This is a genomic window from Nostoc sp., from assembly GCF_036917655.1.
Classification (GTDB): domain Bacteria; phylum Cyanobacteriota; class Cyanobacteriia; order Cyanobacteriales; family Nostocaceae; genus Nostoc.
The window spans coordinates 1-14,490 of sequence record NZ_JBALCY010000002.1; the positions used below are offsets into that span (position 1 = coordinate 1).

17 protein-coding genes are annotated in these 14,490 nt (G+C 42.3%); 7 read left to right on the forward strand and 10 right to left on the reverse strand.

Features of this window, described 5'->3' with window-relative positions:
- Nucleotides 1-39: 39 nt before the first annotated feature.
- From V7K30_RS00685 to V7K30_RS00695, 3 genes are all read right to left on the reverse strand, one after another.
- The gene (locus tag V7K30_RS00685; RefSeq protein WP_334996149.1) at nucleotides 40-246 is read right to left on the reverse strand and encodes a hypothetical protein; all 207 of its coding nucleotides are present in this window, start codon (nucleotides 244-246) and stop codon (nucleotides 40-42) included.
- 271 nt (nucleotides 247-517) lie between these two features.
- Nucleotides 518-832, reverse strand: a complete 315-nt coding sequence (gene grxC, locus V7K30_RS00690) for a glutaredoxin 3 (RefSeq protein WP_099102680.1) — start codon at nucleotides 830-832, stop codon at nucleotides 518-520.
- 170 nt (nucleotides 833-1,002) lie between these two features.
- A complete protein-coding gene (locus V7K30_RS00695) occupies nucleotides 1,003-1,575 on the reverse strand; it encodes a DUF981 family protein (protein WP_334996151.1) in 573 nt (190 codons plus the stop codon).
- Between the two features lie 354 nt (nucleotides 1,576-1,929).
- Here V7K30_RS00695 and glpX point away from each other — a divergent pair, with 354 nt between their 5' ends.
- From glpX to V7K30_RS00710, 3 genes are all read left to right on the forward strand, one after another.
- On the forward strand, nucleotides 1,930-2,967 hold the full coding sequence (glpX, locus tag V7K30_RS00700; protein ID WP_334996153.1) for a class II fructose-bisphosphatase: 1,038 nt from the start codon (nucleotides 1,930-1,932) through the stop codon (nucleotides 2,965-2,967).
- Nucleotides 2,968-3,200: 233 nt separating this feature from the next.
- A complete protein-coding gene (locus V7K30_RS00705; protein ID WP_334996155.1) occupies nucleotides 3,201-4,487 on the forward strand; it encodes a glutamyl-tRNA reductase in 1,287 nt (428 codons plus the stop codon).
- Between the two features lie 100 nt (nucleotides 4,488-4,587).
- The gene (locus V7K30_RS00710) at nucleotides 4,588-5,148 is read left to right on the forward strand and encodes a DUF2087 domain-containing protein (RefSeq protein ID WP_334996157.1); all 561 of its coding nucleotides are present in this window, start codon (nucleotides 4,588-4,590) and stop codon (nucleotides 5,146-5,148) included.
- A 14-nt stretch (nucleotides 5,149-5,162) separates the two neighbouring features.
- On the opposite strand, the gene V7K30_RS00715 is transcribed toward V7K30_RS00710, so the two are convergent.
- Nucleotides 5,163-5,855: a Uma2 family endonuclease gene (locus tag V7K30_RS00715; protein ID WP_334996159.1), complete on the reverse strand. Its 693-nt coding sequence runs from the start codon at nucleotides 5,853-5,855 to the stop codon at nucleotides 5,163-5,165.
- 287 nt (nucleotides 5,856-6,142) lie between these two features.
- On the opposite strand from V7K30_RS00715, the gene V7K30_RS00720 reads away from it, so the two are divergent.
- On the forward strand, nucleotides 6,143-6,733 hold the full coding sequence (locus V7K30_RS00720) for a Uma2 family endonuclease (protein ID WP_334996161.1): 591 nt from the start codon (nucleotides 6,143-6,145) through the stop codon (nucleotides 6,731-6,733).
- A 95-nt stretch (nucleotides 6,734-6,828) separates the two neighbouring features.
- On the opposite strand, the gene V7K30_RS00725 is transcribed toward V7K30_RS00720, so the two are convergent.
- The 4 genes from V7K30_RS00725 to V7K30_RS00740 all read right to left on the reverse strand — a co-directional run bounded on the left by V7K30_RS00725 (nucleotide 6,829) and on the right by V7K30_RS00740 (nucleotide 10,256).
- Nucleotides 6,829-7,392 (reverse strand): YfbM family protein, encoded by a 564-nt coding sequence (locus tag V7K30_RS00725; protein ID WP_334996163.1) that lies wholly within the window; start codon nucleotides 7,390-7,392, stop codon nucleotides 6,829-6,831.
- 195 nt (nucleotides 7,393-7,587) lie between these two features.
- The gene (locus tag V7K30_RS00730) at nucleotides 7,588-8,166 is read right to left on the reverse strand and encodes a Uma2 family endonuclease (protein ID WP_334996165.1); all 579 of its coding nucleotides are present in this window, start codon (nucleotides 8,164-8,166) and stop codon (nucleotides 7,588-7,590) included.
- A 184-nt stretch (nucleotides 8,167-8,350) separates the two neighbouring features.
- Nucleotides 8,351-9,133 carry an ABC transporter ATP-binding protein gene (locus V7K30_RS00735; RefSeq protein WP_334996167.1) on the reverse strand — a complete coding sequence of 261 codons (783 nt, stop codon included), beginning with the start codon at nucleotides 9,131-9,133 and terminating at the stop codon, nucleotides 8,351-8,353.
- The gene (locus V7K30_RS00740) at nucleotides 9,123-10,256 is read right to left on the reverse strand and encodes a branched-chain amino acid ABC transporter permease (protein WP_334996169.1); all 1,134 of its coding nucleotides are present in this window, start codon (nucleotides 10,254-10,256) and stop codon (nucleotides 9,123-9,125) included. Before V7K30_RS00740 ends, V7K30_RS00735 begins: the two co-directional genes overlap by 11 nt.
- 227 nt (nucleotides 10,257-10,483) lie before the next feature.
- Here V7K30_RS00740 and V7K30_RS00745 point away from each other — a divergent pair, with 227 nt between their 5' ends.
- The 3 genes from V7K30_RS00745 (at nucleotide 10,484) to V7K30_RS00755 (ending at nucleotide 12,701) form a co-directional block, all read left to right on the forward strand.
- Nucleotides 10,484-10,681, forward strand: a complete 198-nt coding sequence (locus tag V7K30_RS00745) for a hypothetical protein (RefSeq protein ID WP_334996171.1) — start codon at nucleotides 10,484-10,486, stop codon at nucleotides 10,679-10,681.
- Nucleotides 10,682-10,743: 62 nt separating this feature from the next.
- A complete protein-coding gene (locus V7K30_RS00750) occupies nucleotides 10,744-11,001 on the forward strand; it encodes a cytotoxic translational repressor of toxin-antitoxin stability system (protein ID WP_334996173.1) in 258 nt (85 codons plus the stop codon).
- Nucleotides 11,002-11,114: 113 nt separating this feature from the next.
- A complete protein-coding gene (locus V7K30_RS00755; RefSeq protein WP_334996175.1) occupies nucleotides 11,115-12,701 on the forward strand; it encodes a glucose-6-phosphate isomerase in 1,587 nt (528 codons plus the stop codon).
- 665 nt (nucleotides 12,702-13,366) lie between these two features.
- Here V7K30_RS00755 and V7K30_RS00760 read toward each other — a convergent pair.
- Complete coding sequence (locus tag V7K30_RS00760) at nucleotides 13,367-14,029, reverse strand: Nif11-like leader peptide family natural product precursor (protein ID WP_334996177.1); 663 nt, start codon at nucleotides 14,027-14,029, stop codon at nucleotides 13,367-13,369.
- A gap of 289 nt (nucleotides 14,030-14,318) precedes the next feature.
- Entirely contained in the window at nucleotides 14,319-14,483 is a 165-nt protein-coding gene (locus V7K30_RS00765; RefSeq protein ID WP_334996179.1) for a hypothetical protein, read from the reverse strand.
- Nucleotides 14,484-14,490: the final 7 nt, after the last annotated feature.

Here is a 14,490-nt window from a genome sequence, read left to right on the forward strand (position 1 = left end):
ATGTGCCGAATCATTGAGGAGCCGTGTGAAGCGAAAGTTTCATGCACGGTTTTGAAGACCAACGGGGTTGGTGACAACCTCGTTGAGTTTACTAGACGCCCATCCGACAACAAAGAAAAAGTATATAGCCCGGAGACTATAAGTCTTGTCATTAGCGACATCTGACAATCCCTGTTTCGTTGCTATCCCGCCTCGGAATAGAATTCCAAGGCTAACAGCTAAAGTCCTCTCAAGAGGACTAAACAAGAATTTCAGCCCACTTGAGTGGACAGTAGCGATGAGCCGCTGATACTTATGTTGTGGGTGGGATGTGAGTCAGTGCAATACTTTAACTGTTACAAAAATGCGGGTAATGACAAGGACTAGAAGTCTGAGGCTAAACAATTTAACCAGGACTTACGCAAAAAAGTTCTGAAGTAGCGGTAATTCATGAATTACCGCTACGACAAATCAGGTATTTGAGACAATTTTGCGTAAGTCCTATTAACAAGCCAACCGTTGGGGGTTAATTTGATTTCTAAATAGCGGCTTGGGCTAAAAGGGGATCGAGTTGACTTTGTGTGTCTAGCTGATAGAGGTCATCGCAGCCGCCTATGTGCTGGTTATTGATAAATATTTGCGGTACTGTACGGCGTCCGTTAGCGCGTTCTGCCATTTTAGCTCTGGCTGCTTCGTCGCCGTCGATTTTATATTCAGTAAAATTTACACCTTTCCACCACAGCAGTATTTTGGCACGGATGCAGTAAGGACAAGTTTGCCATGTGTAAAGTTCGACGTTGGCTTTGACTCGCTCTGGATGGCGATTTAAGAGGGGATTAAGAAAGTCCAGCATATTTTCTTAAGCAAGGTTTTAACTATAGACTTCTTGCATAAATCAAAAATAAGAACCCCACCCCGCCAAAGCTACGCTTTGTCTCCCCTCCTCGCTTGCGGGGAGGGGATTAAGGCTGGGGTGTTTGGGACTTTTGCAAGAGGTCTTGTGTCTCTAGCCTAGATCATTACTTACCGCATCGGCGCTGGAACCCACTTTTGAAAACTCTCTAAATGATTCCAGTAAGACAAATATCCAGTCAATGCCCAAATTAGAGCGGCTACTATCAGCACAGCTACGCCAATTAGCCGCCAAGTTCGGTTAGTTTTCCAATAGAGAGTTGGGGCTGCAAAAATACCACCTAAGCCAGTTAAAATAAAGCCGATTCCCGATAAAAGCGGTTGCTTTGTCAAATTCAAGTTGATGATGCGGATACCCACTACGATCGCAACTACACCAGCAAAGAAACCGTAAACTGCTATTGTGAATAAATCCCAACCTTGAGCAAGAGAAACCGCCGTCGCAATAAACAAGATTCCAAATAAGACACTTGTCTCACCGAAGGCAATGTTAAAGCTACCAGCGATTGGCCAGGTGAAACTCATGTGTAAACCAGTTGTTAGTGCGATCGCGCCTGTAATCCCAAATCCCGGAATCCACGGTCTTTGGTTAGAGCTATCTATACCACGATATACATAGTCAGCTAGTAAAAATAGCCCAGCTACCATATTAATTAACATTAATGTGATGTAGTCGATAAACACGATTAACCTCTTAATTTGACAAGCTATTTACTCTGCGCCTCGTTTTTCAGTTTTTAGTGAATTTACCAGCTTTTTTATTTATTATTTTATACATAAAGATAAACACTGAAGAAAAGCAATGTTTTAGATATGCACTGCTACACATTTGTACCAGTTCTTAACTTAGTTACTTTTGAACACGCTTTATACTGGAGTAGGATAAGTGAAAAATCAGCATGTGCTAAATGGCACTTTTATAACCAGTTAGCAGTAAAACTTAACTTTCTTCCACGTGTATCCGCCCTTTGGTAGACTTGAAGACTGAAATAGCCAGAAAAAACGACGGAAATTCAAGCAGTTGAGAGGGCGGACTCTGTGGAAAATACACTTGGGTTAGAGATTATTGAAGTAGTAGAGCAAGCTGCGATCGCTTCCTCGAAATGGATGGGTAAAGGCGAAAAAAACATCGCTGACCAGGTAGCAGTGGAAGCGATGCGGGAGCGGATGAATAAAATCCATATGCGCGGTCGCATTGTGATTGGAGAAGGCGAACGCGACGACGCGCCAATGTTATACATCGGGGAAGAAGTTGGGATCTGTACCCAACCAGATGCCGCAAGTTTCTGTAACCCTGATGAACTAATTGAAATTGATATCGCCGTTGACCCCTGTGAAGGTACGAACTTGGTAGCTTATGGACAACCTGGTTCGATGGCTGTCTTGGCAATTTCTGAAAAGGGGGGATTATTTGCTGCTCCTGACTTTTACATGAAGAAGTTAGCAGCACCTCCCGCAGCTAAGGGTAAGGTAGACATCAACAAGTCAGCAACGGAAAACCTCAAAATTCTCGCTGAGTGTTTAGAACGTTCTATTGAAGAACTTGTGATCGTGGTCATGAAGCGTGAACGTCACAATGATTTAATTAAAGAAATCCGTGAGGCTGGAGCGAGAGTCGCCCTAATTTCAGATGGTGATGTGGGTGCAGCTATAAGCTGTGGTTTTGCTGGAACTAATATCCACGCGCTGATGGGTATTGGTGCTGCTCCTGAAGGTGTAATCTCGGCAGCAGCAATGCGTGCTTTGGGTGGACACTTCCAAGGTCAACTGATTTACGATCCAGCAGTAGTAAAAACAGGTCTGATTGGAGAAAGCAGAGAAGCCAATATTGAACGTTTAACGTCTATGAATATCAATGACCCCGATAAGGTCTATGATGCTCATGAACTGGCATCTGGTAAAACTGTTCTGTTCGCTGCTAGCGGCATTACCAGCGGTAATCTCATGCAAGGTGTGCGTTTCTTTAAGGGTGGGGCAAGAACTCAAAGCTTAGTAATTTCCAACCAGTCGAAAACTGCTCGATTTGTTGATACAATTCACATGTTTGGTGAACCCAAGACTCTCCAACTGAACTAATTTTTAGGGAATGGGGAATGCTAAAAGTAGGGGCGAAGCATTTGGAAAGAAATATTTCTATAAAACTGAAAAATAGTCACCCAAATGCTTCATCCTTACAGTAGTTAGTAGTTATTAGTTAGTGATTAATTGTTGGTTGGAAAAACTACCAACCAATAAATAAAAATTCCCCATTCCCTATTTTTACTCAATGCCCTATTTTCAACTACCAACTAGTAACTACGATTTAGCAAATGAATATAGCCGTGGTGGGGTTAAGCCATAAAACAGCCCCAGTAGAAGTCCGGGAAAAACTGAGCATTCCAGAACCACAAATTGAAAGTGCGATCGCTCAACTGGCCAGCTATCCTCATATTGACGAAGTTGCAATTCTTAGCACTTGTAACCGCCTGGAAATCTACATTGTTACCAATGAAGCAGACCAAGGTATTCGAGAAATAACTCAGTTTCTTGCGGAATACAGTAAATTGCCTGTGCTTTCTCTGCGACAACACTTGTTTATGCTGCTACATGATGATGCAGTGATGCATGTCATGCGGGTAGCAGGTGGTTTAGATAGCCTCGTACTCGGAGAAGGTCAAATTCTGGCTCAGGTGAAGACTACTCACAAACTGGGGCAGCAATATAGCGGTATAAAAACCATTTTGAATCGATTATTTAAACAAGCGCTGACAGCTGGGAAGCGGGTTCGCACTGAAACTAGTATTGGTACTGGCGCTGTCTCTATTAGTTCGGCAGCTGTGGAGTTAGCACAAATAAAAGTGGCAAATTTAGCTGCTTGCCGAGTGGTAATTTTGGGTGCTGGTAAGATGTCGCGGTTGCTGGTGCAACACCTGCTTTCTAAAGGTGCTGTGCAAATTAGTATTGTAAATCGCTCTCGCGATCGCGCCCAAGAATTAGCAAAGCAGTTCCCTCAACAACCGATCCAAATTCACCCGCTTTCGGAAATGATGAGCGTAATTGCTGATAGTGATTTGGTGTTTACAAGTACTTCGGCAACAGAGCCAATACTTGACCGTGCCAAATTGGAAATGGTTTTAGAAGTTCAGCGCTCTTTAATGTTATTTGATATTTCTGTGCCGCGTAATGTTCATGCGGATGTGAATGAATTGGAAAATGTGCAGGCGTTTAATGTGGATGATTTGAAGGCTGTAGTGGCGCAAAACTACGAAAGCCGTCGGAAGATTGCACAAGAAGCCGAGCGACTTTTAGAGGAAGAAGTGGAAGCCTTTGATATTTGGTGGCGCTCTCTTGAAACTGTTACCACTATCAGCTGTCTGCGAAATAAAGTCGAAACCATCCGCGAACAAGAGTTAGAAAAAGCTTTGTCGAGATTGGGTTCGGAATTTGCAGAAAAACATCAAGAGGTGATTGAAGCATTAACGCGGGGAATTGTCAATAAAATTTTACATGACCCGATGGTGCAATTGCGATCGCAGCAAGATGTTGAAGCCCGACGGCGCTGTATGCAAACTCTGCAAATGCTGTTCAACCTGGATGCAGGGGAGCAGTTTAGTTAAACGGAACAACAAAATCCCCAACTTCTCACAGAAGTCGGGGATTTGAGCTTTTCAATTAGATATACTTCTAATTAGATAGATGTCTAATTAGAAATTAATTATGCAAGCAGAGCAATTTAACATCTTACTGCGCTTTTTCAAGGCATTAGCGGATGATAGCCGATTGAAGATTGTAGGTATCCTGGCGAATCAAGAGTGCAGCGTCGAAGAATTGGCGGTGCTACTGCAACTCAAAGAACCGACGGTATCCCATCATTTAGCGAAACTTAAGGAGCTAAATTTGGTGACGATGCGCCCTGATGGGAATAGCCGTCTATATCAATTGGATAGCGAAGCTTTGCAAAGCATTAGTAAGGAAATTTTCACACCTGAGAAAATAGCGTCTTTGATAGAGGATGTGGATACTGAAGCCTGGGAAAGCAAAGTATTAAAAAATTATTTCGAGGGCGAATGTCTCAAAGAAATTCCTGCTAGTCGCAAAAAGCGTTTAGTTATTCTCAAGTGGTTAGCAAACCAGTTTGAGGTAGGAGTTAACTACCCTGAACACCTAGTAAATGACATTCTCAAGCGCTACCATGCTGATTGCGCCACCCTACGACGAGAGTTTATTGCTTCCCAGTTAATGCAGCGAGAGAATGGGGTTTATTGGCGTACAACATAGATATAAAAGATGTTTCACAAAAGTTGTTCTGGGTCAATTCCCCGTTCTTGTAGTCGTGCCAATAAATCTTGATATCGTTGGCGTTCTTCCTCCAGTTGTTGGAGAGCTATTTCTTTGGCTTGACGTTCTTGTGTACGTACTTGGTCAAGCTCAACGGGTGTAAGAAACTTGTATCCATCAAGGCGATATATTTCTAAAGTTTGTGGGGTAAGTTCAAAGCGGATTTGCAAACGGGGACTTATCCACCCATGAATCTGGTTAATTTCTTGCAACCAATCTTCTGAGCGCACAAAGCCTGTTAGTTCATTTCGGTCTGGGTCGTAAATATAATATTCTTCAACTCCATAGCGTTGATAAAACAGGAGTTTATTTGCCATTTCTTTAGTTGTATTACCAGGAGATAATATTTCAAATACCACCTGTGGCGGAATGTTTTCTTCTTTCCATTGCTTGTAAGAACCTCTATCTCCCTTGGGTCTACCAAACACTACCAAAGCATCAGGTGCTTTTTTGATGTTAGGATTGCCTTCAACTGGATACCAAAGTAAATCTCCAGCGATGAATACATCTGATTGCGATGCAAATAAAATTTCTAAATTTTCTTTAATAGTTACTATCCAGCGAAATTGCTTGGTATTATCCGCCATTGGTTGTCCGTCGCTTTCGGGGTAGATGACCTCAGATGCGGTATTAGGAGTGATTACCATAATGCTATGCCTCCACTCTTGGGCTTTCTTATAGTTTAGGACGATTCTAAGTGATAATGCGATCGCAAATATCATCAATCAAGTACAATATTAAATCCGATTTTAACACCAGCCAAATTTCCGAAGATTTGACGCTGTGTGCGACTGTCTCTCAAACCTAAGCCCCAAGCCGTTCCCCACCAAACATAAAACTTGTAGCCGACTAACTTCAGACAGCACTTTAAAATGGTAATATCATCAAAAAATTTTAGCCGCACAATAACCGCACAATCATAGGTAGTATCTTTATGCAGGTAGAAACACAAAAAGTCTATTACACACCTGAAGAGTATTTAGAAATTGAAGAAAAGGCAGAATATAAAAGCGAATACCGTGATGGAGAAATTATAACAATGACGGGTGGCACTACAAATCATAATAAAATTGCAGGCAACTTCTATGCTTATTTGAAGTTTGGTTTGAGAGGCAATAATTATGATATTTATATTGGTGATGTGCGTTTGTGGATACCCCGTTATCGGCAGCATACGTATCCCGATGTGATGGTGATTGAGGGACAACCTATTTATACAGAAACCAGCACAACAACGGTTATGAACCCGATGTTAATTGCTGAAGTTTTATCTAAATCGACTAAAAATTATGACCAAGGCGATAAGTTTCTTTATTATCGCTCTATTCCAGAATTCAAGGAATATATTTTAATTGACCAATATCAGTATCATGTGATGCAGTATGTAAAAACGGCGGAAAGTCAATGGTCATTTACTGAACTTGAACATGAATCTGCAACTTTATCATTGCAAACGGTTGATTTTCAAATTCAATTGCGGGATCTTTACGAGCAAGTGAATTTTGCAGAAAATAACGAAGATTGAAGAATAATTCAGAATTCAGGAATCAGAATCAATGAGTAGGGGATTCAGGATAATTCCCAACTGAGAAAAAGTTCTGGTATGACTTTAGACAAAAATTAATCAGATGATAACAAAACAATATCACCTTCTTTAGCAGTATTCTGAAAAAACTCTACCAATTGTGGATATAGTTCAAACAATGGCTCTATCTCCTCTTTATCCCATCCTCCAGGGCTAGGATTTGGGTAAATTTCTGCTGCATTAAATACAGTAGAATTAAATCGGCTCTTCAATTCTTCAACAGAAATTTGACTTAAAGCATCGGCAACATCTCGAACCTCTTCAAGTGTGAGATAGCGTACAAATCCGTAAGTCGCTTCAAACTGCGTCGGCTTACCTCCCATGACTACATTACAAAGAGGTGGTGATGTTTGGGTGTCATCTTCCAAACTTGACTCTCCAGTGAGAAGAAAATGTAGTGCGTGCCAATCTTCAAGCCTGAAGTAATGTTCATTGCTTCGTCGCTCTTGTAGTTTGGCAATCATTGCCTGTGGATTACTAAAATCAAAATCTAAATCATCTAAATTAAGCTTAAATAAAGATGCTGCTGCTTCAGTATTATTCTGAATTTCTGCGAAATTTTGTGGCGTAATGCGTTTATAACTAGCTGTAATACCCATAATATTTACTCCGATGTAAACACTATTAATAGTGTTCCCTTTGACTTGGGACAAGTAACAGTATTTATATACTTTTATTTGTCCCAAGTCCAATCACTAAATACATTGCATAAATAGAAAGTCAATCACACTCTATTGTCCCAAATAAGCTTCTAAAATTTTGGGATTAGTTTGAATTTCTGCGGGTGTAGTCCTTCACAAAATTTGTGTTTCTTCCTCGGTAAAGATAGGAGGCCACAATTCAGTAACGGGCAATTCCCAACCGGGAAAAAGTTCTGGTATGGTTAAAATATCACCATTTTCTAAAACTGTCGGTTCGCCTGTAGAGCGATAAATTGTCACTGTTTCTTCATCAGGATCAATCAGAATCCCGACGAGCGCTCCTAGTTCTATAAATTTTAGAATTTTAGCTGCTATAAGTTTAATTTTATCGCTCTGAGATTTAATTTCTACCACCAAGTCAGGGACAAGTTCGCCAAAGTAACGAGGACTTTGGAGAAGTCGGGAAGCGCGAACAAACGAAACATCGGGTGCTTTGAGGTTTGTATCTGGCATAATGAAACCGCCAGCAGAATCAAACACTCTTCCCCAGCGACGAGGATTTATCCAAGCAAAGAGAAAGGCGATGAGACGACTACTGATTTCGCTGGATACAATATCTGACGGACCCATTATTGAAATTTTCCCATTTTCGAGTTCCAGTTGGTAATCTAAACCTGCTTCGGTAAAAACGGTTTGAACTTGCTCTAAATCTTTGACTGTCATCATTGACATAAAAAGCTTTTTCCACTGAGATATACAACTCGATTTTAACAAGAGCCAAATTTCCGAAAATTTGACACCGTGTGCGACTTTCTCTCAAACCTAAGCCTTAAACCTTTCCCTACCAGCGAATCACAGCAACAAGAAAAGCCTCTCCCCGTGTGGGAGAGCTTTGGAACAGAAACCCAATCACACTCTATTTTCCCAAATACGCCTCTAAAACTTTGGCATTACTTTGAATTTCTGCGGGTGTACCGTCAGCTAAATTCTGTCCTTCGGCAAGTACCCAAACGCGATCGCACAAGGACATAATTACATCCATATTGTGTTCAATAATCAAAAAGGTCATCCCATCTTGACGGTTCCAAGTGATAATGCGATCGCAAATATCATCAATTAATTTCGGATTCACCCCAGCCGCTGGTTCATCCAACAAAATTAACTTGGGATTAGTCATCAGCGCCCGTCCCATTTCCAGCAGCTTCCGTTGTCCACCAGATAAGCAACCAGCATAATCGTGGGCTTTTTTTGCCAAACCCACTGATTCTAATAGAAACATTGCCCGCTCTTGCAGTTGCTTTTCTTCTTTAGCTATCAAGTGCGGTTGCAACTGCACCTGCCAAAAATTTTCACCCGTTTGTTTTTGCGCCGCCAGCAGCATATTTTCTAACACCGACAACCGCGAGAGAGTCCGTGCAACCTGAAAAGTGCGGATTACTCCCTGCTGGGCGATTTGATATGGTTGTAAGTTGTGAATCGGTTCGCCGTCAAAAATCACTCGTCCCTTATCTGGGCGGATGAAGTTTGAGAGTAAGTTAAACAAAGTAGTTTTACCAGCACCATTGGGGCCAATCAAGCCCGTAATGCTGCCTTTAGCAACTTCGATTTTCGCCTCATTAACTGCTTTGACACCACCAAAGCTTTTAGAAAGTCCAGTGGCTACCAAAAGGGGAAGTGGCGATGACTGGTTATTTAGCAAGAGTGAGTTCCTCCTTTTTCCCTAAAATACCTTGAGGACGCCAAATCATCAGTACCATCAGAATTAGTCCGATTATCATGATGCGAAATGCACCCAAACGTGCTTCATCAAGGGGGACGAATCTGGGTAAGACTTCCCGCGTGAGTGCATCGTAAGCAAAGAAAATTACCGCACCTAAGATTGTGCCAACATTATTCCCCGAACCACCTAAAATCACCATTATCCAAGTGTCAAAGGTGATCTGCGGTTGAAAATTATCAGGGTAAATGGCGCTCAGTTGCCAAGCGAAAAAAGCACCAGCAATCCCGGCGATCGCACCTCCAAGCATGAGAGATTGTAATTTATACCAAAAGACATTTTTTCCCAGCGCCTTGGGAATTTCTTCATCTTCACGGATGGCTTTGAGAATTCTACCCCAAGGCGATCGCACCAAAATTTCTAAGCGCCAGTATACAAATGCTAAAACCAACAGCAACACCAGCATTAGACCCGCTTTTGGGTTGTAATTATACAGTCCGATCACCCCAGAAATATAAATCGCTGCCGCCAAAACTGCTAACACAATTCCCACTCCCAAGCGCGATGCAAATTCTTGCTTGCTAGTTGTCCTTTGGCCTAAATCAGTAGTCCGAGATATCTGGGTGATGCGAATCCACCGCCATAACGTAAAGAAAGTTACAGCAGCTAGCAGCGTTAACAGCCCAATCATCACAAATCTGACCAACAAATTCGGCTCTGTGGATAGAGGTATGGGATAACTTTGCACACCAAACGCCCCAGAAATCCAGGTGTCACCCACAGGTAATTCCTGGTTATTCACCACCAAACGAATTAGTTCGCCCGTACCGATGGTAACAATTGCCAGGTAATCTTCCCGCAAGCGTAGAGTCGCAAAACCAATTACCAAACCCAACAAGGCGGCGACAATTGCCCCAGCTACTGCCGATATCAGTAGGGGTACGCCCTTTAAGCTTAACAATACGGTTGTATATGCTCCAAGGGTCATGAAAGCAATATGACCAAAGTTAATTAACCCCGTAAAGCCCCACTGTAAATTGAGTCCTAGTGCAAATAGAGCGAAAAGTGCTGTAGAAATTGCTAAGAAAATCAGATAGTCAACCATATTAAATAGTTATTTGGGGATTGGGCATTGGGGATTGGGCATTGGGAATGGGGCATTGGGCATTGGTTATTTCCTCTTTGCTCCCTGCTCCCTGCCCCTCTGCCCCCAACGCTTGGCGAATAAATCTTAGCGTAGCTTGAGCATAGTGCTACATTGCCGTTAAGCCTTGCTAATTTTGTGGGAATACTATTTATTGTTGGTGTTTGCTTGTAGGGAATAATTGACGTATGAATTTGCTGCGACTTAGAATGCATCACTTAATCGAGCAGTTAGCCGATGATGATTTGCAAAGCATTTGGGACGTTCTCGAAGCTTTACATTGTGACTTTTATATGCTCAAAGCCATACAACAAGTCAAGCGATCGCAGCAACCGTGGGATATCTTAACCCATGAAGAAGCGGTACGACTGTTGATGTTTTTCTAATTCAGCAGCGCTTTCTTTTCTAGTGCCAGTGGCCCCTCAAGTTTTGGTTAAGGTAACGCCTAGTGAGTCTGGAAATGCGCTATGCAAGGTCTTTTTTGCTAGACCTGAAAAATTTAGAACCTGCCGCCTACGAGCGGGTGCATGATTTTGTCTTTATTGAGTTAGCCCAAAAGTGGCAATTGAGTGATTTAAAAGAACTGCGACAGCTTGATGGTGAAGGCATTTTTCACCGCTTCACCCTAGATAATTACCTGATTGGTATAGAAATCAGGGGTGAAATTGTGAAATTTCTGCGTGTCATCCCTATGCCAGATGTGTGAAGTGAGGAGTCAAGCGAACACTTAAAACTGTAAACTGTATAAGGCTAGGCAGGGATCGCTATAACCTTACATTAAACTGGTTTTTGAAATAACACTTTATTTGAGATTTCCCTATGGATGCTAGGGCACTTTGGCAACGATACCAAAACTGGTTATATTTCCATGAGGAATTGGGACTGTACTTAGACGTGAGTCGGATACGGTTCGATGATGCCTTCGTGGAATCGTTGCAGCCGAAGTTTGACAAGGCGTTTGCGGATATGGCTCAACTGGAGAAGGGTGCGATCGCAAATCCCGACGAGAATCGCATGGTTGGACACTACTGGCTGCGAAATCCTGATTTAGCGCCAACTCCAGAACTTACACAAGAAATTGTCCAAACCCTAGAACAAATCGAAGCCTTTGCGGAAAAAGTCCAAACAGGTGCTATTCATCCTCCCAGAGCAAGCCGCTTCACAGATATTATCTCCATTGGCATTGGTGGTTCCGCCCTCGGCCCCCAATTCGTCGCGGAAGCTCTCGCTCCTGATTTTCCGCCCCTGAAACTTCACTTTATCGATAACAACGATCCGGCAGGTATCGATCGCGTTATCAATCATCTGCGAAACAGCCTCGCCAGCACTTTGGTATTGGTGATCTCCAAATCTGGGGGAACGCCGGAACCTCGCAACGGCATGATTGAAGTTAAAAAAGCTTACGCCGGACACAATTTGGAATTTGCTCAATATGCGGTAGCAATTACCAGCGTTGATAGCAACCTCGATAAACTAGCCAAAGACGAAGGTTGGCTAGCCAGATTTCCCATGTATGACTGGGTAGGAGGACGCACCTCAGAAATGTCTGCTGTGGGGCTAGTACCAGCCGCATTACAGGGCATTGATGTTCACGCCATCCTAGATGGTGCAAAAGAAATGGATGACGCTACCCGCGTCCCAGATATCAAAAATAACCCAGCAGCCTTGCTTGCTTTGTCTTGGTACTTTGCTGGCAATGGAAAGGGCGAAAAAGATATGGTTGTCCTACCTTACAAGGACAGCTTATTTTTATTCAGTCGCTATTTGCAACAACTGGTGATGGAATCCTTGGGTAAGGAAAAAGACTTAGACGGCAACATTGTCCATCAAGGCATCGCCGTTTATGGCAACAAAGGCTCAACAGATCAACACGCTTACGTCCAGCAGTTGCGTGAGGGTGTAGCGAATTTCTTTGCTACCTTCATCGAAGTGTTGGAAGATCGTCAGGGCCCATCCACTGAAATAGATCCGGGAGTTACATCAGGCGATTATCTTTCTGGTTTTCTCCAAGGAACCCGACAAGCGCTTTATGAAAATCACCGCGATTCCATTACAGTCACCATTCCCCAAGTTAACCCCCGAACTGTAGGGGCATTAATTGCTTTGTATGAACGTGCTGTTGGTTTATACGCTAGCTTGGTTAACGTCAACGCTTACCATCAGCCAGGGGTAGAAGCTGGTAAAAAAGCTGCCGCCTCCATTCTCGATTTGCAAACACGAGTGGTAGCAGTGTTGCAAAAAGAAAAAACTCCCCTTTCTCTTGACGAACTTGCCGAGAAGGCAGGCGCATCAGAGCAAGTTGAGGCAATTTACAAGATTTTGCGTCATATCCATGCCAATCAGCGAGGTGTGGTTTTACAAGGTGATCTTCAGAAACCCGGCAGTTTAACCGTTTCTGCTAGCTGATAGCTCTAGTCTAAAAATCACATTTTGTCCATAATTGTTGTATCAGCAACAATTTTTTATTGTGAAGCATCCTAGATAGAAGTTTTATCTTCCGTCTAGGATGCTTCACCGTATAATTCGTAATTCGTAATTCGTAATTCGTAATTAAGAGGACTTTTAAAAGTGTTTAGCTGTGATTTTAGGCTTATTGATCCCCCCCTAACCCCCCTTAAAAAGGCTACAGTGTACACACAAGTATTACAGCAGCCATAATCAAATCTCGCACTGCGTTTCTATCCCGCCTCGGAATGAATTCCAAGTCTCATAGCTGAAGTCCACTAAGCGTGGACTGAATTGATCATTTAGTCCACGCTTAGTGGACTTTCGCTATCAGCCCTGAACTTCAGTTCTGGGCGGGATGTTGTTGAATGTAACAGTTTCACTCTGACAAAAATGTGGGTAGAGCATTTTTCGATTTGTGTGTACACTGTAGCTTTTTAAAGGGTGAACTGGAATCAAAGTCCCCCAATTTATCGGGGGATTTAGGAGGATCTAAAACCTTTTGCTACCGAGAATAGGAGTTTTAAAACATCCTCTTAATTACGAATTACGTTAGCGTAGCGGTAGCGAGTCCGCGTACTCCTGCAAAGAAGCAAGCTACGCGCAGCGTCTCGTAGAGAGCGTCATTACGAATTACTACTTATCAAGAGGCGTTGATTAAAATAGCTCTTGGGTAAGAAACAGCGATCAAGTAAAAAAGGATTGTTGGTATTTCCAGATAATGAAGTACCCGGCTTATCCCGATGACAGAATGGTGGCACAATTCCCCAGTCTTCTGCCAGCCAAATCCAGTACCCTATTTCAATTCTGCCGTAGTTTGAACCGGTGAGAATCTCGCCAACACTGTTGTTGATAGATACTATTTCTGACGATGATTTGATTTCAATTAACAGCCAAGCTAACTCTTCTACAGAAAAGTGATAGCCATTTTCGGCCGCTATGTTTACGAACTGCTGCGGATCTTTAGCTATTAGCAATTCTTCTTTGAGAGATGGCGTTTTTTGTGCAAAATCAAAAAGATCCCAAATCTGTCTTCTCGTAACTAGAAACCAGCCAAGTTCTTCTGCGTTCAGGCTATAACCATTTTCTATTGCTAACTTTAGAAATGGCTCAAGGCTATCGGTTTCTGCTAGTTGACTTTTCAATTGGAAAGTTTGCTCTACTAACGACAAAAAATCAATAATCTTTTGCCATGTAACTTTGTCAAAACTTTTGTTAACTTTTGTTTTTGCTTTCCAATAAATGTATTTATCTTCTTTAAGAAAGAAATTCCAAATTTGATAATACATGGGTCATCTCACCTAAGTTTTGAACTTGGTACAGGCAGGTTATTAATGAACACCAGTGTAGTGAGTATAATGTGTTTCTTCGACAGTACTAAATCTCTTATCTCATGTAAATGAAGGTACACAGTGGCTAAGTATAAAATTTGCGTAAAGTTTGTCACTATAAATAAAATATACTGAGCAAAAAAGGAAGATGGCGATACCTGCGGTGGTCACTGAGTTTTGCCGTACCCTTCGGGAAGCAAGCTACGCGCAGCGTCTCGTAGAGAAGTGCGGGCTGTGCGATCGCTCCTTATTGCTTCTCATAAAATAAACTTAAGGCAGCATCAATTAATTCTCTTAACTCTATATCAGCATTTGTCAGATGACTAAATTGTGGTTTTCCTCGCGGCTTGGGCTGTAAATTACCTTCAAGTTTTTGTTGTTTTACAAGCTTTTGTACTAAACTCTTTGACACGGAAAAT